17 protein-coding genes are annotated in these 19,956 nt (G+C 60.9%); 7 read left to right on the top strand and 10 right to left on the bottom strand.

What is annotated here, in order from left to right; genetic code table 11:
* The first annotated feature begins 114 nt into the window (after positions 1-114).
* The 3 genes from AACY36_RS12905 (at position 115) to AACY36_RS12895 (ending at position 4,369) form a co-directional block, all read left to right on the top strand.
* Entirely contained in the window at positions 115-2,991 is a 2,877-nt protein-coding gene (locus tag AACY36_RS12905; RefSeq protein ID WP_339418625.1) for an EAL domain-containing protein, read from the top strand.
* Positions 2,992-3,149: 158 nt separating this feature from the next.
* On the top strand, positions 3,150-4,016 hold the full coding sequence (gene hexR / locus AACY36_RS12900; protein ID WP_010168370.1) for a transcriptional regulator HexR: 867 nt from the start codon (positions 3,150-3,152) through the stop codon (positions 4,014-4,016).
* Between the two features lie 155 nt (positions 4,017-4,171).
* Positions 4,172-4,369 (top strand): PA3496 family putative envelope integrity protein, encoded by a 198-nt coding sequence (locus AACY36_RS12895; protein ID WP_339418627.1) that lies wholly within the window; start codon positions 4,172-4,174, stop codon positions 4,367-4,369.
* Here the strand turns inward: AACY36_RS12895 and AACY36_RS12890 are convergent.
* The gene (locus AACY36_RS12890) at positions 4,299-5,273 is read right to left on the bottom strand and encodes a LysR family transcriptional regulator (protein ID WP_339418629.1); all 975 of its coding nucleotides are present in this window, start codon (positions 5,271-5,273) and stop codon (positions 4,299-4,301) included. The two genes, AACY36_RS12895 and AACY36_RS12890, sit on opposite strands and share 71 nt — an antisense overlap.
* A 195-nt stretch (positions 5,274-5,468) precedes the next feature.
* Between AACY36_RS12890 and AACY36_RS12885 the strand changes: the two genes are divergently transcribed.
* Positions 5,469-6,884 carry an acetyl-CoA carboxylase biotin carboxylase subunit gene (locus tag AACY36_RS12885; protein WP_339418631.1) on the top strand — a complete coding sequence of 472 codons (1,416 nt, stop codon included), beginning with the start codon at positions 5,469-5,471 and terminating at the stop codon, positions 6,882-6,884.
* A gap of 102 nt (positions 6,885-6,986) precedes the next feature.
* On the top strand, positions 6,987-8,795 hold the full coding sequence (oadA, locus tag AACY36_RS12880) for a sodium-extruding oxaloacetate decarboxylase subunit alpha (protein WP_339418632.1): 1,809 nt from the start codon (positions 6,987-6,989) through the stop codon (positions 8,793-8,795).
* A 70-nt stretch (positions 8,796-8,865) separates the two neighbouring features.
* Here oadA and AACY36_RS12875 read toward each other — a convergent pair whose 3' ends face one another.
* From AACY36_RS12875 to AACY36_RS12865, 3 genes are all read right to left on the bottom strand, one after another.
* Positions 8,866-10,149 carry an autotransporter outer membrane beta-barrel domain-containing protein gene (locus tag AACY36_RS12875; RefSeq protein ID WP_339427707.1) on the bottom strand — a complete coding sequence of 428 codons (1,284 nt, stop codon included), beginning with the start codon at positions 10,147-10,149 and terminating at the stop codon, positions 8,866-8,868.
* Positions 10,150-10,337: 188 nt separating this feature from the next.
* Complete coding sequence (locus tag AACY36_RS12870; RefSeq protein ID WP_339418635.1) at positions 10,338-11,168, bottom strand: amino acid ABC transporter permease; 831 nt, start codon at positions 11,166-11,168, stop codon at positions 10,338-10,340.
* Positions 11,165-11,986: an ABC transporter substrate-binding protein gene (locus AACY36_RS12865; protein ID WP_339418637.1), complete on the bottom strand. Its 822-nt coding sequence runs from the start codon at positions 11,984-11,986 to the stop codon at positions 11,165-11,167. The genes AACY36_RS12870 and AACY36_RS12865 overlap by 4 nt, the downstream gene beginning before the upstream one ends.
* Before the next feature lie 114 nt (positions 11,987-12,100).
* Between AACY36_RS12865 and AACY36_RS12860 the strand changes: the two genes are divergently transcribed.
* Positions 12,101-12,997, top strand: coding sequence for a homocysteine S-methyltransferase family protein (locus AACY36_RS12860; RefSeq protein ID WP_339497208.1), 897 nt, complete (start codon positions 12,101-12,103; stop codon positions 12,995-12,997).
* A gap of 135 nt (positions 12,998-13,132) precedes the next feature.
* Here the strand turns inward: AACY36_RS12860 and AACY36_RS12855 are convergent, their stop codons facing one another.
* Genes AACY36_RS12855 through AACY36_RS12845 form a run of 3 tightly spaced genes read right to left on the bottom strand, consistent with a single transcriptional unit; the run spans position 13,133 to position 14,896 of the window.
* The gene (locus tag AACY36_RS12855; RefSeq protein WP_339438431.1) at positions 13,133-13,804 is read right to left on the bottom strand and encodes a GNAT family N-acetyltransferase; all 672 of its coding nucleotides are present in this window, start codon (positions 13,802-13,804) and stop codon (positions 13,133-13,135) included.
* A gap of 10 nt (positions 13,805-13,814) precedes the next feature.
* Positions 13,815-14,261 carry a GNAT family N-acetyltransferase gene (locus AACY36_RS12850; protein ID WP_339418642.1) on the bottom strand — a complete coding sequence of 149 codons (447 nt, stop codon included), beginning with the start codon at positions 14,259-14,261 and terminating at the stop codon, positions 13,815-13,817.
* Positions 14,258-14,896 (bottom strand): FMN-binding negative transcriptional regulator, encoded by a 639-nt coding sequence (locus AACY36_RS12845; RefSeq protein ID WP_339418643.1) that lies wholly within the window; start codon positions 14,894-14,896, stop codon positions 14,258-14,260. The genes AACY36_RS12850 and AACY36_RS12845 overlap by 4 nt, the downstream gene beginning before the upstream one ends.
* A gap of 87 nt (positions 14,897-14,983) precedes the next feature.
* Here AACY36_RS12845 and pdxR point away from each other — a divergent pair, with 87 nt between their 5' ends.
* Complete coding sequence (gene pdxR, locus AACY36_RS12840; protein WP_339497206.1) at positions 14,984-16,522, top strand: MocR-like pyridoxine biosynthesis transcription factor PdxR; 1,539 nt, start codon at positions 14,984-14,986, stop codon at positions 16,520-16,522.
* Here the strand turns inward: pdxR and AACY36_RS12835 are convergent, their stop codons facing one another.
* From AACY36_RS12835 to AACY36_RS12825, 3 genes are all read right to left on the bottom strand, one after another.
* Positions 16,523-17,614 carry a polyamine ABC transporter substrate-binding protein gene (locus AACY36_RS12835; protein ID WP_339427705.1) on the bottom strand — a complete coding sequence of 364 codons (1,092 nt, stop codon included), beginning with the start codon at positions 17,612-17,614 and terminating at the stop codon, positions 16,523-16,525. It abuts the gene before it with no gap.
* Positions 17,611-18,648, bottom strand: a complete 1,038-nt coding sequence (locus AACY36_RS12830) for a histone deacetylase family protein (RefSeq protein ID WP_339497205.1) — start codon at positions 18,646-18,648, stop codon at positions 17,611-17,613. Before AACY36_RS12830 ends, AACY36_RS12835 begins: the two co-directional genes overlap by 4 nt.
* A 285-nt stretch (positions 18,649-18,933) precedes the next feature.
* Positions 18,934-19,926 carry an AraC family transcriptional regulator gene (locus AACY36_RS12825; RefSeq protein ID WP_339427703.1) on the bottom strand — a complete coding sequence of 331 codons (993 nt, stop codon included), beginning with the start codon at positions 19,924-19,926 and terminating at the stop codon, positions 18,934-18,936.
* Positions 19,927-19,956: the final 30 nt, after the last annotated feature.

Raw genomic sequence — 19,956 nt, 5'->3', positions numbered from 1 at the left:
GGAGTTTGCGCTGCCTGAGCGTGCGGCTTTTATGACGTGGAGCAGTTTGGCCGGAGCGCTTGCTTGTGTATGCTCCGTCGACGTTTCGGGCTCACCATTATAAGAACACTGCCTATGACCCTCAGCACCGATCTGCTCGACCCCTCGGCGGCGCCCGCACAGGTTCTTCGCAAACACTACGCCACCGAGATGGCGGTCGAGCGCACGCGCCTGCTGTATCAAGGCTCCCTGCTGCCGACCCTGTTGATGCTGGTCAATGGCCTGGTCTGCGCCTGGCTGCTCTGGAACCCCAAGCAATACCTCTTGGACAGCATCTGGCTGGTCTGGCTGCTGGCCCTGGTGGCGATGCGCGTGATCCAGGTGGCGGCGTTTGATTCAGCCATGCCCAGCCGCCAGGCCCAGCCGATATGGCGACGCGTGTTCATGCTCGGCTCGGCGGTCAGCGGCCTGACCCTGGCTATTGCCGCCATCGCGCTGGTGCCGGCGGACAGCTTTATGCAACAGGCCTGGGTGTTTGGCCTGATTGGCGCCGCGACGCTGTCGGCCAGCGTGGCCTATGCCGTGAGCCTGCCGGCGTTTTTGTCTTTCGCCTTGCCGTGCCTGGTGCCGGCGATCATCTACCTGTTCTGGAACGGCGACCCGCGGCAGCGCGGTTGGGGTGTACTGGGCCTGATCCTGCTGGCGTCCTTGAGCCTGGTGGCGTGGCAGGTCAATCGCCTGATCCAGCGCGGGCTGCTACGACGCTTCCAGAACCAGGCGCTGATCGAGCACCTGCAACAGGCGCAGCAGCGCAGCGAACAACTCAATCAGGAGTTGGTGCGCGAAGTCGAACAGCGCCGCCAGGTCGAGCAGGAACTGCGTGACGCACAAATCGGCCTGCAGGACCGCGTGGCGCAACGTAGCCAGGAGCTGGACGCCGCCAGCCTGGCCCTGAATAAAAGCGAAGCGCGCCTTGCCATGGCCCTGCAAGCCAGTGAGCTTGGCCTGTGGGACTGGAACCTGCAAACCGACGAAGTCCACCACACCCAGCTCAAGGAATTGTTCGGCCTGGAGCCGGAGTACGTCACGGCGATGCTCGGCCATCTCAAGCCGCGCCTGCATCCCGAAGACCTGCCGCTGCTCAAGCGCGCGCTGGTGGAACACCTTAAGGGCCGCAGCGAGGACTATCAGGTGGAATACCGCGTGCGCCACGGCGATGGGCACTGGGTATGGATCGAAGACCGTGGCCGTGCCGTGGAGCGCACGGCCAACGGGCGAGTCACGCGCATGCTTGGCACGCGCCGCGATATCAGCGCCGGCAAGGCGCTGGAGGAACAACAGCGCCTGGCGTCGACCGTGTTCGAGGCGGCCAGCGAAGGTATCGTGATTCTTGACCCGGACTACAAGCTGGTCGCCGTCAACCAGGCGTTCAGTCGTGTGACCGGTTTTGAAACCGACGACATGATCGGCCGCAATGTCGTGGAGCTGCCCAGCAGTCGTGATGCCCGCCGCCACTTCCCGGTGATCCGCCAGGCGCTGCTCAGCCACGGCACCTGGCAGGGCGAGCTGGTGGAAACGCGTAAGAACGGCGAGCTGTACCCGCAGTGGCTGCAATTGAACGTGGTGCGCGATGTTCGGGGGAAAGTCAGCCATATCGTGGGTTTCTTCGCCGATCTCTCGGCCAGGCGTGAGTCCGAAGAGCGCATGCGCTACCTCACCCACTATGACGAATTGACCGGCCTGGCCAACCGCTCGCTGTTCCGCGAACGGCTGCGCGAGGCTCATCAGCGCGTGCGTCAGGGCGGGCGCAGCCTAGCGCTGCTGCATATCAACCTGGACCGCTTCAAGCTGCTCAATGACAGTTTGGGCCATGAAGTCGCCGACCAATTGCTGCAGAAAGTGGCGCGCCGCCTGATCAACGCCTTGCCCGAGGCCGACACCATCGCACGCCTGTCCGGGGACGAATTCGCCGTGTTATTCGACGCTTATGGCAACCTCTCGAGCCTGGCGCGAGTCGCCACACGACTGTTGGCCAAGCTGCGCGTGCCGGTGACGGTGGATGGGCATGAGCTGGTAGTGAGTGCTTCGATGGGCGTCAGCCTGTTGCCGGACAATGCACGGGAAATTTCCGCGCTGGTCAGCCAATCGAACATGGCGATGCAGCACGCCAAGCATCTGGGCGGTAATAATTTCCAGTTCTACACCGACAGCCTGCAAGCCAGCACCCTGGAGCGCTTACAGCTGGAAAACCACCTGCGCAAGGCTATAGAGGAGCGCCAGCTCACGGTGTTCTACCAACCGAAACTGTGCCTGGCCACCGGTAAGCTGAATGCTGCCGAAGCGTTGATCCGCTGGGAGCATCCGCAGTGGGGCATGGTGCCGCCGGGGGACTTTATCGGCCTGGCCGAAGAGACCGGCCTGATCGTGCCACTGGGCGAGTTCGTGCTGCGCGAGGCCTGCTGGCAAGCCTGTGAATGGCAGCGTCAGGGGTTGGCGCCGATTCGAGTGTCGGTGAACCTGTCGGTGCATCAGTTGCGCCAGGGCAAGGTGGTCAGCCTGGTTCGTCAGGTGCTCGAAGAAACCGGGCTGGACCCGCAATACCTCGAGCTGGAGCTGACCGAAAGCCAGTTGCTCGACAGCGTTGAACACATCATCGCGACCTTCCAGCAACTGCGCGACCTGGGCGTGAAGTTGGCCATTGATGATTTCGGTACCGGTTATTCGTCCCTCAGCTACCTCAAACGCATCCCCGTGGACTACGTGAAGATCGACCAGAGCTTTATCCGTGGGCTTGGCCAGGGGCGTGAAGACGCGGCCATCACCCGGGCAATCATTGCCATGGCCCATGGGTTGGCGCTCAAAGTGGTGGCCGAAGGTGTGGAGGATCAGCAGCAGCTGGATTTCCTGCGAGGGGAGCAGTGTGACGAAGTGCAGGGCTATTTGATCAGCCGGCCGATGCAGGCCGAAGGGTTGGCAGATTTGTTACGGAAAAATGCAGATTTTCCTGAGTGACGCCAAGGCCGCCCCTGTGGCTACAACTTGGCCGCCCTTAGATTCAAAGGGGAGCAGGGCGATTTAGTGATGCTTCGGACGGGCAAAACGACAATTCTTGTAGTATAACTACAAGATTGCTACATCCTTGGCCCTGCCCATAACAAGAGTCCTGCCCTTTGAACCTGTTGCAACATATCGCCCAGTCGCGCCACCTGTTACGCAAATCGGAACTCAAGGTTGCCGATCACGTGCTGCTTGACCCTGCGGCTGTGATGCACAGTTCCATGGCCGACCTGGCCCATAGTGTGGGCATCAGCGAGCCGACCATCGTGCGCTTCTGCCGCGCCATCGGTTGCTCCGGGTTCCAGGACTTGAAACTCAAGTTGGCCCAAAGTTTGGCCGCCGGTGCCAGCTTCGGGCAATTTGCGATTCACGAAGACGATTCCGTCGCCGACTACAGCCTGAAAATCTTCGACACCACCCTGCACACCCTGATGGAAGTGCGCGAGAAGCTCGACCCGGTGGAGTTGCAAAAGGCCGTGACCGCCATGTCCCAGGCCCAGCGTGTCGAGTTTTACGGTTTTGGTGCTTCGGGCGCAGTGGCCGCTGACGCCCAACACAAGTTCTTCCGCCTGCTGCTCACCGCCGCCGCCTACAGTGACCCGCATATGCAGGCGATGTCGGCGGTGACCTTGAAGCCTACCGACGTCGCCATCTGTATTTCCCAGTCGGGCCGTTCCAAAGACCTGCTGATCACCGCCAATCTGGTGCGTGAAAGCGGTGCGACCCTGATCACCCTGTGCCCGAGCCAGACGCCGTTGGCGGAACTGTCTACGGTCAACCTGGCAATCGACGTGCATGAAGACACTGAGATTTATACGCCGCTGACCTCGCGTATCGCCCACTTGGTGGTGATTGATGTGTTGGCAATGGGCGTGGCCATGGCGCGCGGGCCAAGCCTGGTCAACCACCTCAAGAGCGTGAAGCGCAGCTTGCGTAGCCTGCGGTTGTCGCCCAAGTCGGTCAAAGCCCTCGACGACTAAGGGCTATACACAGAGCAGATGTGGGAGCGGGATTGATCCCACATTTGGATCTCTGACCTATCTGGAAAATTCATCGTCCTGTAACCCCCGCGCCGCCAAACCGTCATCCCCTGCGCCCATCCTGTACTCCCCGCACTCGCATTGGGAGACTCGAAATGGCCCGGCCCTACGAAGACAGCAACAGCACCGTAAAGACCCGTCGTCAGCAGGAAGACCAACGCCGCATGGCGTTCCGTCGCGCAATCGAAGACCGTTGCGAGGAGCGCCAATTGCTCCAGAGCATCAGTGACTACCCGGAACTCCACTGGCAGGCACCCGCGGCTGCCCAGCGAAACGCTCAGCCAGTGCGCTGATCTGCACCCGTTCGCTGCGAATAAAGCCCAGGAACGCATGGGCCACCGGTGACAGGCGCTTGGCCTTGGCCTGCACCAGGCACCAACTGCGGTACAGCGGCAGCTCTTCCACCGGCAGCTCCTTGAGCCCGCCGGTGGCCAGTTCCATGTTGACCGCGTGGCGCGTCAGCAGGGCCACGCCCAATCCCGCGCATACACATTCGCGCTGCGCCTCGGCGGAGGCGACTTCCACCGTCTGGGTGAAGTGCACACGTTTCTCCTTGAAGTATTCTTCGCAAGCCATCCGCGTGCCGGAACCCGGTTCGCGTAGCAGCAGCGTGTAAGGTTCCAGATCTTGCAGGCGCAGTGGGCCTTGCAGGCTCAAAGGGTGGTTGGGGGGCGCCACGGCGACAATCGGGTTGTTGAGGAATGGCAGGAATTCCAGGCCCATGTCCTGGGGCACCATGGACATGATCACCAGATCGTCGCGGTTGTCGGAAAGCCGGCGGATCACCTGGGCACGGTTGACCACCGTCAGGTGCAACTGCACCTCAGGGTGCTGGCGCTTAAAGGCAGCAAACAAATGCGGCACAAAGTATTTGGCGCTGGATTCCACGGCCAGCTTCAGTTGGCCTTGCAGTGAGCCCTGCATGTCCGACAGTTGCATATCGAGGTTCTCCAGCCGTCCGAAGATATCGCGACTGGCCCGTTGCAGCGCTTCAGCGGCCTCGGTCATGTAGAGTTTTTTGCCGACATAATCGAACAGCGGCTGGCCGATCAGCTCTTCCAGCTGACGAATTTGTAGGCTCACGGCGGGCTGTGTGAGGGACATTTCCTCGGCGGCGCGGCTATAAGAGCGCAAATCACACACTTCATGAAAGATCTGCAGCTGACGCAATGTCAGTCGCATCAATGACTTACGCATATTTCGCTCTCCTCATCCCAAGCCAGCCGAACAACTATAAGTCTTTACTTATGCATGACCCAATAATTATTGATTTTTGTTAATCCCTCTACCGGCTTAGTGTGTGTCTCGCGACTGTCATGAAACATTTGGTCACGCGCCGACCCAGCTCCAGTGGGTCGAAGAACGCCGCAATCGGCTCAAGGGAATTTCCAAGTGATAAAAAAGATCCTGATCGCCAACCGTGGTGAAATTGCCGTACGAATCGTGCGTGCCTGCGCCGAGATGGGCATTCGCTCGGTCGCGGTCTACTCCGACGCCGACCGCCATGCGTTGCACGTCAAGCGTGCCGACGAAGCCCACAGCATTGGTGCCGAGCCACTGGCCGGTTACCTGAACCCGCGCAAGCTGGTGAACTTGGCGGTGGAAACCGGTTGTGATGCGCTGCATCCCGGCTATGGCTTCCTGTCGGAGAACGCCGAACTGGCGGATATCTGTGCCGAACGCGGGATCAAATTCATCGGCCCGTCCGCTGAAGTGATCCGCCGCATGGGCGACAAGACCGAAGCGCGCCGCAGCATGATCAAGGCTGGCGTACCGGTCACGCCCGGCACCGAAGGCAACGTCGCCGACATCGCCGAAGCCCTGACTGAAGGCGACCGTATTGGTTACCCGGTGATGCTCAAGGCCACCTCCGGCGGTGGCGGTCGTGGTATCCGTCGTTGCAACAGCCGCGAAGAACTTGAACAAGCCTTCCCTCGCGTCATCTCCGAAGCCACCAAGGCGTTCGGCTCGGCGGAAGTGTTCCTGGAAAAATGCATCGTCAATCCCAAGCACATCGAGGCGCAGATCCTCGGTGACAGCTTTGGCAGCGTGGTGCACCTGTTCGAGCGCGATTGCTCGATCCAGCGCCGCAACCAGAAGCTCATCGAAATCGCCCCAAGCCCTCAGCTGACCCCGGAACAGCGCGCCTACATCGGCGACCTGTCGGTGCGCGCCGCCAAGGCCGTGGGTTACGAGAACGCCGGCACCGTGGAGTTCCTGCTCGCGGAGGGCGAGGTGTACTTCATGGAGATGAACACCCGGGTGCAGGTGGAACACACCATCACCGAAGAAATCACCGGGATCGACATCGTCCGCGAGCAAATCCGTATCGCCTCCGGGTTGCCGCTGTCGGTGAAACAGGAAGATATACAGCACCGGGGTTTCGCGTTGCAGTTCCGCATCAACGCCGAAGACCCGAAGAACAACTTCCTCCCAAGCTTCGGCAAGATCACCCGTTACTACGCCCCCGGCGGTCCTGGCGTGCGCACCGACACGGCGATCTACACCGGCTACACCATCCCACCGTTCTACGACTCCATGTGCCTGAAACTGGTGGTGTGGGCGTTGACCTGGGAAGAAGCCATGGACCGCGGCCTGCGTGCCCTGGACGACATGCGCCTGCAAGGCGTGAAGACCACCGCCGCCTACTACCAGGAAATCCTGCGCAACCCGGAATTCCGCAGCGGCCAGTTCAATACCAGCTTCGTTGAAGCCCACCCTGAGCTGACCAACTACTCGATCAAGCGCAAACCCGAAGAGCTGGCCCTGGCCATCGCCGCCGCCATCGCCGCCCACGCAGGCTTATAAATAAGCAGCTGCAAGTTGCAAGCGGCAAGCTACAAGTTAAAGCGCATCAGCCTTTACTTGCAGCTTGTAGCTTGAAACTTGCAGCTATGAGGAGATCCGAATATGACTAAGAAAATCTTCGTAACCGACACCATCCTGCGCGACGCCCACCAATCGTTGCTCGCGACCCGCATGCGCACCGATGACATGCTGCCGATCTGCGACAAGCTCGACAAAGTCGGCTACTGGTCCCTGGAAGTCTGGGGCGGCGCGACCTTCGACGCTTGCGTACGTTTCCTCAAAGAAGACCCGTGGGAGCGCCTGCGCAAACTGCGCGCCGCGTTGCCTAACACCCGCCTGCAAATGTTGCTGCGTGGCCAGAACCTGCTGGGCTACCGCCATTACAGCGACGACGTGGTCAAGGCGTTCGTGGCCAAGGCGGCAGTCAACGGCATCGACGTATTCCGCATCTTCGACGCCATGAATGACGTGCGTAACCTGCGCGTGGCCATCGAAGCGGTGAAGGCCGCCGGCAAACATGCCCAGGGCACCATCGCCTACACCACCAGCCCGGTGCACACTGTCGAAGCGTTTGTGGCCCAGGCCAAACAGCTCGAATCCATGGGCTGCGACTCGATTGCGATCAAGGACATGGCCGGTCTGTTGACCCCGTACGCCACCGGCGAACTGGTCAAGGCGCTGAAAGCCGAACAAAACCTGCCGATCTTTATCCACTCCCACGACACCGCCGGTCTGGCCGCGATGTGCCAACTCAAGGCCATCGAAAACGGTGCCGACCACATCGACACCGCCATTTCCAGCTTTGCCTGGGGCACCAGCCATCCGGGTACCGAGTCGATGGTCGCCGCCCTTAAGGGCAGTGAGTTCGACACCGGCCTGAGCCTGGAACTGCTGCAAGAGATCGGCCTGTACTTCTATGCCGTGCGCAAGAAGTACCACCAGTTCGAAAGTGAATTCACCGCCGTCGACACCCGTGTGCAAGTCAACCAAGTGCCGGGCGGGATGATTTCCAACCTGGCCAACCAGTTGAAAGAGCAGGGCGCCCTCAACCGCATGAGCGAAGTGCTGGCCGAAATCCCGCGTGTGCGTGAAGACCTTGGCTTCCCGCCGCTGGTAACCCCGACCTCGCAGATCGTCGGCACCCAGGCGTTTTTCAACGTGCTGGCCGGTGAGCGCTACAAGACCATTACCAACGAAGTGAAGCTCTACCTGCAAGGCGGCTACGGCAAGGCGCCGGGCACCGTGAATGAGAAACTGCGTCGCCAGGCCATCGGCAGTGAAGAGGTCATTGACGTACGCCCGGCCGATTTGCTCAAGCCGGAAATGACCAAGCTGCGTGGCGAAATCGGCGCGTTGGCCAAGTCTGAAGAAGACGTGCTGACCTACGCCATGTTCCCGGACATCGGCCGCAAGTTCCTCGAAGAGCGCGACGCCGGCACCCTGGCGCCGGAAGTACTGTTGCCGATTCCTGAAGCGGGCGGCGTGGCCCGTGCCGGTGGCGAAGGCGTGCCGACCGAGTTCGTCATCGACGTGCACGGCGAGAGCTACCGCGTGGACATCACCGGTGTCGGCGTGAAGGCCGAAGGCAAGCGCCACTTCTACCTGTCCATCGACGGCATGCCCGAAGAAGTGGTGTTCGAACCGCTCAACGAGTTTGTCAGCGGTGGTAACAGCAAGCGCAAGCAGGCCACCGAGCCAGGCCATGTCAGCACCGCGATGCCGGGCAATATCGTCGACGTGCTGGTCAAGGAAGGCGACGTGGTCAAGGCCGGCCAGGCCGTACTGATTACCGAAGCCATGAAGATGGAAACCGAAGTGCAGGCAGCGATTGCCGGCAAGGTGAGCGCTGTTCATGTAGCCAAGGGCGACCGGGTCAACCCTGGCGAAATCCTGATTGAAATCGAAGGCTGATACAGCCTTCGACATTACCGTTTAATCCTCGGGGGGGCAGGTGCTCCCCTTTTTTTCGCCTGTAGTTTGCTTAGAAACGCATCCGCCACTGCCCTATCAAGCCTTGGCTGCTGCTTTGGGTGCCGTTTTCCGCGCTGTAGGCCACGCCGACGGTGTGGTTGGCGGAGAGTGCCAGATCGAGCCCAGCCTGCAGGTTCAGGCTGTTGCGGTCGAGAGACGCGCCCTGAAGGGTGAAACCGTCAATGCCGCCCTGGCGAAAGGACTGGCGCACCTGGCTGTCGACGTCGCCATAGAGGTGTTTCCAGTGCGTACTCAGATGGGGTGTGAGGGTCATCTGGTTGTCGAACAGGAACAGTTTGGCCAGGCGCAGACCAAAGGTGCTGCTCAGGTTCTGTTGGGTTTGCGCATCGACGTTCAGCGCCGCGGCCCCGCCGTGTTCCTTGAAACTGTCACGGCTGTAGCGCTGGTAGCCAAGGCCAGCAAACGGCTCGATGCTGATGTCGCCACTGCCCAGTTGGTAGCCCATTTCGCCGAAGACATTCTGGCTGTTGGCGGTGTAGCGGCCCTTGAGTGTGTCCTTGTAACCCAGGATATCGATGCCACGTTTGTTTTGCCCCGCATGGCTGCTGTAGATCGCCCCCAGGCGTAACGCCAACGGGCCGTCCTGGCGCACGGCGTAACCGCCCAGATGCCAGCTGTCCAGGTCTGCGGTAAAGCGCTGCGTATCGAAACGGCTGCTGGATTTTGCCCCCAGCACACCGACTCGCCAGGCGTGGTCGACAGCCCAATCTGCGCCCATTAAAACGCCTTGGTTGGCCGTATTCAGGCCGGCAGTGCCGCGCTGGCTGTCGAGACCGCCTTCGCTGCCGAGGTTTTTTACCCAAAAGTGGCCGTTGGAGTCGGTGGGCAACTCGCGCAGGGTCGAGAGCACGCGGCTGCTCAGTTGCTGGGTGCTGCTCTGGGTTGCTGCCGCCAGGTTTGCGTTCTGGCTGCCCGCCAGTTGCTCGAGGGCCGCGCCGAATGCGCCGGGTTTCTGTGCGAGTTCGGCGTTGAGTTTCTCCAGGGCCTTGATCTGCTCGGAGCTTAGATTGCCCGACTCCAGCAGGCGACTCAGTGCTGGCTCCAGCACCTTCGCCACCTGCCGACCATTGTGAGTAGTGGCTTGCCCAGTGAAATAGCCGTCGATAGGCGCAGCCTCAACTTCGGGAAGGTCGAACCACTCAAAAGCCGGTGCGTCGTAGGGTTGATACCAGAACGGCATGTACTCGATATCGCCGCGCGCATGTGCATATTGAAGGTTGGCCGCAGCGAGTAGGCTGATGGCAAGTACGATTCTGCGGAGTGTAATGGGCATGAATTCCCAACCTCTTGGTGAATGAGGCGGGGAATTTAGCGAGGTGAAGGAGGGATAACTGTCAGGCCACGCAGTCGCGGTGTGCGGGAGTTGTCGCTATCGGTCGGCGATAAGCGACGTCTGCATTTTATTGCGTAATCACGATCCTAAAAGCACACCAATATGCATTTTAATGCAGCTTTTGGAGCTCAACTACGACGCACATACCCCTTGCCATAGTGCCGTTCCAGCCGCGCCTGGATCAGCTCCATGCCCAGCGACAGCACCCAGTAAATAATCGCCGCCGTGGTCAGCATCTCGATATAGCGATAGCTCGAGCGGCCATAGGACTGCGCCAGGAACATGACCTCCCACACGCCCATCACCGAGATCAGGGACGAGTCCTTGAGCATCGAGATGAACTGGTTGGTGGCCGGCGGAATGATGGTGCGCATGGCCTGGGGCAGGGTGACGTGCCAGAAGATCACGCTGTCACGCATGCCCAGGGCGAGTGCCGCTTCACGCTGACCGTGGGTGACACCGAGGATGCCGGCGCGGAAGATTTCGCTCAAGTAAGCGCCGTAGTTCAGCGACAACGCGATGATCCCGGCGACGATGGCGCCCGGCACCAGGCCCAACTGGGGCAGGCCGAGGTAGATCAGCAAAATCTGGATCAGCAGCGGCGTGCCGCGAAAGAACGAGGCATAAAAGCTGGCGATGCCAAAGGCCACGGCGCTTTTCGACAAGCGTCCCAGCGCGGTGACAAACCCCAGCACCGACGATATACCGATCGAGCACAGGCACAAGAACAGCGTCAGCGCCGCGCCTTGCAGAAAGCCATTGGGCGACAGGTGCACGCCCACCAGGTTGGGCAGCTTGTCGAGGATGATCGAGAACTTCAGGTCAAAGCTCAGGAAGAAACTGGCGAACAGGCAAAACAGCACGGCCCAGGTCAGGTACAACCGGGTGCGAAAACCGAAGAGCCGCTGCCAGCGCGACGCGCTGACCGGCGGCTTGGTAGGTGTGGGGAACGCAGTCATTGGCTGATGTCGGCGCCGATCCATTTCTGCGACAGCTTGCTCAGGGTGCCATCCTGTTTCAACTGGGCGAAGACTTCACGCACCTTGCTGTCCCACTGCGGGTCGCCTTTTTCGATCGCCACTGAGTTGGGCTCCGAATACAACGGCTCGCCGGCCAGCTTGAAGCGCTTGTCCTCGGTCAGGCGCGGTTGAGCGGTGACCAGGTTGGTGAGGATTGCATCCAGGCGCACGCCGGCGCCCAGGCCGAGGTCTTGGAAGGCCACGTTGTCGGTGTCGTAGGGCGCGATCTGTACGTTGTCGAATGGATACTGCAACTGCGTGTCTTCGGCGCCTTCAATCACCAGGTTTTTGTTCAGGTAGCTTTCATAGCTGGAGGCGCTGGTCAGGCCGACTTTCTTGCCGCTCAGGTCCTTGGCGCTGTGGATGCGATCATCCTTGGCGTTGACCACGATCACCGCCGGCGAGGCGTAGTACTCCACCGGAAAGTCGAACACCTCGGCGCGGGCCTTGCTCGGGGTCATGGAGCAGATGCAGATGTCGTAGCGGCCACTCCAGCGGCCGGCCGCGATCACGTCCCAGGAGGGCGTCTCCAGGCGCAGCTTCACACCGAGTTTTTGCGCCACGGCCTTGGCCACGTCGACGTCGAAGCCATCGAGCTGATTTTGTTCGTTAAGAAACGAGAACGGCGGGTAGCTCTCCATCAGCACGCCCACCAGTTCTTTCTTCTTCTCAATTCGGTCCAGCGTTGCACCGCCAAAGGCTTGCGTTGAAGCGGCCAGAATCGTCAGGCCCAAGGCCAGCAGCGGTTTCAGTTTCATGGATCGGTACCTGAATGAAAAAAGAGTTGTTATGAAGCGGATGGGACGTATTAAATAGTTATAAGAACGACTCTCATAGTGAGTTATTTTCATAAGCTTATGAGTAAAAAGCATATGGCCACAGCAACAGTAATTCTTGATGGCGGCATGGGCCGTGAACTGCAACGCCGTGGCGCGCCGTTCCGGCAGCCGGAGTGGTCAGCGTTGGCCTTGAGCGAAGCGCCCCAAGCGGTGGAGGCGGTGCATGCGGCGTACATTCAGAGCGGTGCCAATGTGATCACCAGCAACAGCTACGCGGTGGTGCCGTTCCATATCGGCGAGGCGCGTTTTGCCGAGGAGGGCGAAGCCCTGGCGGCGCTTGCCGGTGAGCTGGCAAGGCGTGCCGTAGACGCATCCGGCAAGGCCGTGCGCGTGGCGGGTTCGCTGCCGCCGCTGTTTGGTTCGTATCGCCCGGACCTGTTCGAGCCACAGCGCGTATCCGAATTGCTGACACCGTTGGTGCGAGGCCTCGCGCCTTTTGTTGACGTGTGGCTGGCGGAAACCCAGAGCTCGATCGTTGAAGCCCGTGCGATCCACGCCGGTTTGCCCGAGGACGGCAAACCGTTCTGGCTGTCGTTTACTCTCAAGGATGAAGACACCGACGAGGTCCCGCGCCTGCGTTCTGGCGAACCGGTGGCGGATGCGGCCGAAGCGGCGGCGCAGCTGGGTGTGCAAGTGCTGTTGTTCAACTGCAGCCAGCCGGAAGTGATAGGCGATGCCATTGACGCAGCGCGCCAGACGTTCGAGCGCCTGGGCGTGCAGATTGAGGTGGGCGCCTACGCCAATGCCTTCCCGCCGCAGCCCAAGGAAGCCACGGCCAACGATGGTCTTGACCCATTGCGTGAGGATCTGGACCCGCCGGGTTACCTGCACTGGGCAGCGGACTGGCAGGCACGCGGTGCCAGCCATTTGGGCGGATGCTGCGGGATCGGGCCTGAGCACATTGCGGTGCTGGCCCAGAAGCTGAGGTAGTTGAATTCACACAAGTCCTAATGTGGGAGCGGGCTTGCTCGCGAAAGCGGTGGATCAGTCGACAGCTGCAATGACTGCCCCGCCGTATTCGCAAGCAAGCCCGCTCCCACAAGGGTTTCTGTGTTGCCGGGTAGGTTAAGCCCGGCACTCTGCCAGGCTTTTCACCTGGCCTGAATGTGTCTGGTTAGTCTCGGACAACCACGCCTCAAACCCCGCCCCAATCGCCGGCCATTCGGTATCGATGATCGAATACCATGCCGTATCCCGGTTCTGCCCCTTGACCACCATGTGCTGGCGGAACACCCCTTCAAAACTGAACCCCAGTCGCTCTGCCGCATATTTGGAGCGGCCGTTGCCGTTATTGCACTTCCATTCCAGCCGACGATAGCCCTGCTCGAACGCATACTTGGCCAGCAGGTATACCGCTTCGGTGCTTCTCGGTGAGCGCTGCATCGGCGCGCCAAAGGTGACGTGGCCGATTTCGATACGGCCCTGGGCTGGGACGATGGACATTAGGCTGAGGATGCCTTGCACCTGACCAGTCTTGAGGTCGACCACGCTGAAGAAATACGGCTCGTTATGTTGAGCGTGGTTGTTTAACCAGTCATTGAACCCACTGCGCTCAGGAAAAGGCCCGTAGGGTAAATAGTCCCACAGCTTGGGATCGGCACCGGGGCCTTCAAGGGCTTGCCACAAGTCATCGCCATGGCGCGCCGGGTCGAGTTTTTCCAGGCGGATAAAACGCCCTTCAAGCAGTTGCACGCTGGGTGCCGGGACGCCTTTCCAGTCGGCGAGGGAGGTGGACATGCTGCGCTCCTTAAAGACCTTTGCGAAATTGGATGAAACCAGGGCGTTCGGCGATGCGTTCGTACAACTGGATCGCGGTGGCGTTGGTCTCGTGGGTGAGCCAGTGAACCTTACAGCAGCCGTCAGCCTTGGCGGTGGCGTAGACGAACTCAATCAGCTTGCGGCCCACGCCGGTGCCCCGTAGAGAGGGCTCTACGAGCAGGTCTTGCAGGTAGCAGGCGTTTTCGATGCTCCAATTGGAGCGGTGGTAGATGAAGTTGACCATGCCCACCGCCTTGCCGTCTTGCCAGGCCAGTGCGGAATGGGTCGGCTCGTTGGCGTCGATCAGGCGCTCCCAGGTGCTTTGGCTGACGGCGCCCGGCAGTTCGGTGTTGTAGAACTTCAGGTACGCCTGCCACAGCGGCAGCCAGGCGCCATGGTCGGCGGCGGTGACCTGGCGGATGTCGATCTGACTCATTCTGGGACTCCTTGGGGGATAAAGCCTGCGAGGGTCTGGTCGCGTACGTCGACGCTGGCGGCCAGCCCCTCGCGAACGCCGGCGATGTCGGCAGCGCTGCGGTTCTGGCTGAGTTTGCGTTTGCCGATCAGGCGCTCGATCGGCAACGCAAAGCCGACAATGGCTTTGAGCATGCCTTCAATGTAGTCGGCCGGGGCGTCGCTGACTTTCCACGGCTGGGCGCGGCTGCCTTCATGGCGATCGGTCAATGCACTGACCACCGCAAGCAAACGCTCGGCATCGGTAAACACCTCGGCCTTGCCGTAGGCATGCACGGCGATGTAATTCCAAGTGGGCACGACTTTGCCGTGCTCGGCCTTGGCCGGGTAAAACGACGGGCTGATATACGCCTCGGCGCCGGCGAAGATCACCAGAGCTTCACTTCCGTTTTGCAGGTCCTTCCACTGCGGGTTGGCCTTAGCCAGGTGCCCGTAAAGTGTGCCATCAGGGCCTTCATCGGGGTTGAGCAGCAGCGGCAAGTGGCTGGCTTGCAGGCCGTGCTCGCCTACGGTCACCAACTGCGCCAAGCGGGTGTGCTGGATCAATTGCTGCAATTCGGGCAAGTCTTCGAGGGCAAAGGCACGGGGCGTATACATAGAAATTTTCCTTGGCGAATGCCTGCATCCTAGGCAGGCTAATGGTTCGTTGTAAGAGCCATCTAGCGCTAATTTCATAGGTCCAATATGCCGCCCATTGCGCCGCCGTTGTCGTTCAACCCTGCCGGTATCGAGCTGGATCGCCGTCAAGGGCTGACGCGCCAGCTGTATGAAGCGCTGCGTCAACGCGTGCTGGACGGGCGACTGGTCAGCGGCACGCGCCTGCCCGCCAGTCGTGACTTGGCGGCTGCACTGTCGATCTCGCGGAACAGCGTGGTGCGCGCTTACGATCAACTGTACGCGGAAGGGTTTATTGAAAGCCGAGTAGGCGATGGCACTTACGTCGCTCAATTGCCTACGGCAAAAAAACTATCCACAAAAGTATCCACAGGGTTTTCAACAAGCTTATCCCCAGCCTTATCCACAAATTGGTTGGATTTGCCGGTTAGCTCAGCCAGTGAAGTTATCCACAGGCCTGCTTTTGGGCGTGTGCAAACTCACCATTTACCGGTTCCACCTCCCGGGCCACCAAGGGCGTTTCGGGTCGGTGTTCCGGCATTCGATCTGTTTCCATTTGAGGTATGGGCCAAGCTGAATGGGGCTTTCTGGCGCAAGCCCGACTTGGCACAACTCTGTTATGGCGACCCGGCGGGGGACGACCGCTTGCGTGGCCTGATTGCCGCGTACCTGCGCAGCTCGCGGGGCATGCAGTGCTCAGCTGAACAAATTGTGATCACCAGTGGCGCGCAGCAGGCAATCAGCCTTTGTGCACAGCTGCTGGTGGAGCCCGGCGATGGCGTGGCGGTGGAAAACCCCGGCTACCGCGCCGCAGGGCATGCGTTCGCCCTGGCAGGCGGGCAGCTGCACGGTGTGCCAGTGGACGGCGAGGGCATGGATTGTCAGGTGCTCAACCGCCTGCAGGATTGCCGTGTGGCCTATGTCACGCCTTCACATCAGTATCCGTTGGGCGTGGTAATGAGCCTGGCGCGGCGCCTGGAATTGCTGGCCTGGGCCGAACGCACGGATGGCTGGATCATCGAAGACGATTACGACGGAGAGTACCGCTACAGTGGCGCGCCGCTCTCGCCGCTCGCCGCCTTGGACCGCAACGGGCGGGTGCTCTACGTCGGCACCTTTGGCAAAGTGGCCTTTCCGGCGTTGCGCCTCGGTTACCTGGTATTGCCACCGGCGTTGGTAGACGCCTTCGCCCGGCGCCGCGCCGTGGACATGCGCCACTCCGAGGTCAGCACCCAGGCGGTGATGGCTGAATTCATGGCGACCGGGCATTTCCAGCGGCACATTCGCCGCATGCGCCGGGCCGCGTTGAGCCGCCGCAATGTGTTGTTGGCGGGTTGGCCCAGCGGTCTGCCGGGTGTGGGAGAACTGCCCAGCGTTGCGGCGGGGCTGCATGTGACGGTGCGTGTCGACAGCCTGGCCCGCGAACAGCAACTGCTCGCGCAGGCCCACGCGGCGGATGTCGAGATCAACGGCTTGAGCGCTTATTGGCTGGCGCAATCAATCACGCCGGTGGATCAGCGCGCAGGCCTGGTATTGGGGTTCGCCGCGGTGCCCGAAGCCGACATGGCCTCGGCGCTGGCGCGATTGCGCCAGGCCTGGCAATGCTGATCAGGTGCCCGATTTGATTTTGGTCCAGGCCCGTGTCCGCGCACGTTCCGCATCACGCCCCAAGGGTTTCAAGGTGTACAGCGTGGCCATCGCCGCCTCGGTGGGGTATAGGTTTGCGTTGTTGCGAATCGCCGGGTCGACCAACTCGGTCGCGTCCTTGTTGGGGTTGGGGTAACCGACGAAATCGCTGACCGGCGCGATCACCTGTGGTTGCAGCAGGTAGTTGATAAAGGTGTAGGCGTCCTGAGGGTTTTGCGCGCCCTTAGGGATGGCGAGCATGTCGAACCAGATCGGCGCGCCTTCTTTGGGCAGGCGCATGTCCACCGTCACACCATTCTTGGCTTCCTTGGCGCGGTTGGCGGCCTGGGAGAAGCTGCCCGAGTAACCCACGGCCACGCAGATGTCGCCGTTGGCGATATCGGCCATGTACTTGGAGGAGTGGAAGTAGGTGATGTAGGGGCGGATCTTCATCAGCAGCGCTTCAGCCTTGGCGTAGTCCTTGGGGTTGCTGCTGTTGGGGTCCAGGCCCAGGTGCTGCAAGGCCAGTGGCAGGATCTCCGAGGGCGAATCGAGAAAGGCCACGCCGCATTGCTTGAGCTTGCTGATATTTTCTTCCTTGAAGATCAGGTCCCAACTGTCTACCGGTGCGTTCGGCCCCAGTGCGGCCTTGACCTTGTCGGGGTTGAAGCCGATCAGGATGGTGCCGTACATGTAGGGCACGGCGAATTTGTTGCCGGGGTCGTTGGCTTCGATCAGCTTCATCAGCTTGGGATCGAGGTGGTTCCAGTTGGGTAACTGGCTGCGGTCGAGGGGCTGGAACACCCCGGCTTCGATTTGCTTGGCCAGGAACACGTTGGACGGCACTACCACGTCATAGCCGGAGTTGCCGGTGAGCAGCTTGGCCTCCAGGGCTTCGTTGGTGTCGAAGATGTCGTAGACCAGTTTGATGGTCGGGTTCTGCGCCTTGAAGTCCTCAAGCGCCTTGGGGGTGATGTAGTCGAACCAGTTGTAGACCTTGAGGGTTTTTTCTTCGGCCTGGGCCGCGCCGCTCAAGAGCGTGGCGCATAAGGCTAGGGGAGTGAGCAGCTTCATCGGGTAGCTCCTTGTTCGAAACCTTCGAGCACGTTGACGGCGTTGATGCCGATTTCTTCCACCGCGTAGCCGCCTTCCATGACGAACAGCGTGGGTTTGCCAAGGCGAGCCAGGCGTCGGCCCATGGCCAAATAGTCTGGGCTGTCGAGTTTGAACTGGGAGATCGGATCGTCCTTGAACGTATCTACGCCCAGAGACACCACGATGATGTCGGCGTCATAGCGTTCGGTTTCCTTACAGGCCTCGTCCAGCGCCGCGCTCCATTGATCCCAACCCGAACCGGCAGGCAGCGGATAGTTGAAGTTGAAACCTTCTCCCGCGCCTTCGCCCAGCTCGTCGGCATAGCCGAGGAAGAACGGAAATTCCGCTTCCGGGTGCCCGTGGATAGAGGTGAACAGCACATCGTTGCGCTCATAGAAAATCGACTGGGTGCCGTTGCCGTGATGGTAGTCCACGTCAATGATTGCGACCTTCTTGTGGCCCTGGTCGAGAAATGCCTGGGCCGCGATGGCGGCATTGTTGAGGTAGCAATAACCGCCCATCAAATCGCTGGCGGCGTGATGCCCCGGCGGGCGGCACAGCGCGAAGGCACTGTGCGCGCCTTGCTGGATTGCCTGTTGCGCGGTCAGCGCCACCTGCGCCGCACTGTACGCCGCTTGCCAGGTGCCGGCGGTGATCGGCGCGCCGCCTTCGAAGCTGTAGTAACCCAGTTGGCCGTGCAGGCTGGTGGGCAATACCCGGCGCAACGTACGGGCCGGCCAGGTATACGGCAGCAGGTCGCCGTCGGTGGCGAATTCAGTCCAGCGCGCCCAGGCACCTTTGAAAAACGCCAGGTAGTCGCGACTGTGGATACGTTGCAGCGGCGCCAGGCCGAAATCCTGCGGCGCCTGCACCGGGCCGAGTTCGCGGTCCTTGACCCGTTGCAGTACATGGTCGGCACGCGACGGCATTTCGAAGCAGGGCATCAGTTGCCCGTCCATCAATTCGCACCGGCCGTGATGCAGGTGATGATCGTCTGAGTAGATCGTCAGCATTTTTTTGTTCTCCGCAGGCTGTTTCGGTGCATGCAGTCTTGCGCCGGGCGGCGTGCATGAGAACGGTAGGAGCGGCCAAAAGGGGATAAATAGGGCCAGCCTGTGTGTCCGCAATTCGCCCCATGTTGGCGCGGCCTGCCATTTTCGTGTGCGTCTGCTTCATCTAATAACGTAGGAGCAAGCTTGCTCGCGAAAAGCGTCAACGATAACGCGTGCATCCTGGATAAATGCGGTGCCGGTGAGTGCTTCGCGAGCAAACTCGCTCCTACACAAGGGGTTGGCTACTCACGCACGAAACTGACTCGGCGCCACTCCGCTCCAGCGCACGAATGCGTGGCGAAAGCTCGCAGTCTCGCTGAAGCCCAGTTGTTCGGCGATTTGGTAGATCGGCATTTCATCTTGCGCCAACCACTGCTTGGCGCGCTCGAAGCGCAGTTCGTCGAGCAATTCCTGATAGCTGCACCCCAGCGCTTGCAGGTGCCGGCGCAAGGTGCGCGGTGAGCAGTTGAGCTGTTCGGCCAGCCGTTCCAGGCCCGGCGCGGCGCCCAGTTGTGCACTGAGCAACTGGCGCACGCGGCCCAGCCAAGCCTGACGCCCGGTAAACTCGATGTTCTGTTTGCGGCAGCGTTCGGCCATGGCCTGATGGGTGATGGTGTCGGCCAGCGGCAATGGGTGATCGAGCCATTGGCGGTCGAACGCAAAGGCGTTGTCCGTGGCTTCAAAGTGCAGCGGGCAGTTGAACGATTCGCTGTAGCGCGCCTGATAGTCCGGCGCCAGGTGTTCGAAGCGTGCGCCCAGCATAGGCAAAGGCTGGCCCAGCAGGTCATCGCAGATGACTTTCAGCGAGACCAGGCACAGCTCGGCATTGAAGGTGGCCAGCGCCGTGTCTTCGCGATAGTCGCGGGCGCAGAACCAGACGCGTTGGCCGTCGTCCTCCAGGCTCAGTTCGTACAGTGTTCCCAACAGCGCCGGGTAACGCAGGGCCAGGCGCAAAGCGTCACCTAAGGTGGCACTGGTGAGGAGGGCATAGCCGAGCATGCCGTAGGACGACACATGCATGCGTCGGCCCAGGTCCAGGCCGATGTCGCGACAAAGGGCCACGGCATTGGCGCATACGCGCATCTCCTGGCACGTGGTAATGCGCGTGTCGGCATGGCTCAGGTCGGCGGCGCTGATGCCGCTGCCAGCCAGCAATACTTCAGCAGCCGGGCCCTGGCCCTTGAAGGTGGCCAGGACCAGGGAGACGGCGTTCAGTGTGGTCAGGTGCGAGTGCAGCATGGGGAATCTGCGCAAAGTGGGTATTGCTGC

It is taken from the genome of Pseudomonas sp. EA_15y_Pfl1_P101, assembly GCF_963970835.1.
GTDB lineage: Bacteria > Pseudomonadota > Gammaproteobacteria > Pseudomonadales > Pseudomonadaceae > Aquipseudomonas > Aquipseudomonas tritici.
Note: the sequence above shows the minus strand (reverse complement) of the source record. Positions and strands in the feature narration are given on the sequence as shown.

Bases quoted from the DNA above. Each gene is read 5' to 3' on its own strand.
- AACY36_RS12890 (WP_339418629.1), bottom strand. From the start codon at position 5,273: ATGCGTAAGTCATTGATGCGACTGACATTGCGTCAGCTGCAGATCTTT.
- pdxR (WP_339497206.1), top strand. From the start codon at position 14,984: ATGCCGCCCATTGCGCCGCCGTTGTCGTTCAACCCTGCCGGTATCGAG.
- AACY36_RS12865 (WP_339418637.1), bottom strand. From the start codon at position 11,986: ATGAAACTGAAACCGCTGCTGGCCTTGGGCCTGACGATTCTGGCCGCT.
- AACY36_RS12905 (WP_339418625.1), top strand. From the start codon at position 115: ATGACCCTCAGCACCGATCTGCTCGACCCCTCGGCGGCGCCCGCACAG.
- AACY36_RS12845 (WP_339418643.1), bottom strand. From the start codon at position 14,896: ATGTATACGCCCCGTGCCTTTGCCCTCGAAGACTTGCCCGAATTGCAG.
- AACY36_RS12835 (WP_339427705.1), bottom strand. From the start codon at position 17,614: ATGAAGCTGCTCACTCCCCTAGCCTTATGCGCCACGCTCTTGAGCGGC.
- AACY36_RS12855 (WP_339438431.1), bottom strand. From the start codon at position 13,804: ATGTCCACCTCCCTCGCCGACTGGAAAGGCGTCCCGGCACCCAGCGTG.
- AACY36_RS12860 (WP_339497208.1), top strand. From the start codon at position 12,101: ATGGCCACAGCAACAGTAATTCTTGATGGCGGCATGGGCCGTGAACTG.
- AACY36_RS12830 (WP_339497205.1), bottom strand. From the start codon at position 18,648: ATGCTGACGATCTACTCAGACGATCATCACCTGCATCACGGCCGGTGC.
- AACY36_RS12825 (WP_339427703.1), bottom strand. From the start codon at position 19,926: ATGCTGCACTCGCACCTGACCACACTGAACGCCGTCTCCCTGGTCCTG.
- oadA (WP_339418632.1), top strand. From the start codon at position 6,987: ATGACTAAGAAAATCTTCGTAACCGACACCATCCTGCGCGACGCCCAC.
- AACY36_RS12870 (WP_339418635.1), bottom strand. From the start codon at position 11,168: ATGACTGCGTTCCCCACACCTACCAAGCCGCCGGTCAGCGCGTCGCGC.
- AACY36_RS12850 (WP_339418642.1), bottom strand. From the start codon at position 14,261: ATGAGTCAGATCGACATCCGCCAGGTCACCGCCGCCGACCATGGCGCC.
- AACY36_RS12875 (WP_339427707.1), bottom strand. From the start codon at position 10,149: ATGCCCATTACACTCCGCAGAATCGTACTTGCCATCAGCCTACTCGCT.
- AACY36_RS12895 (WP_339418627.1), top strand. From the start codon at position 4,172: ATGGCCCGGCCCTACGAAGACAGCAACAGCACCGTAAAGACCCGTCGT.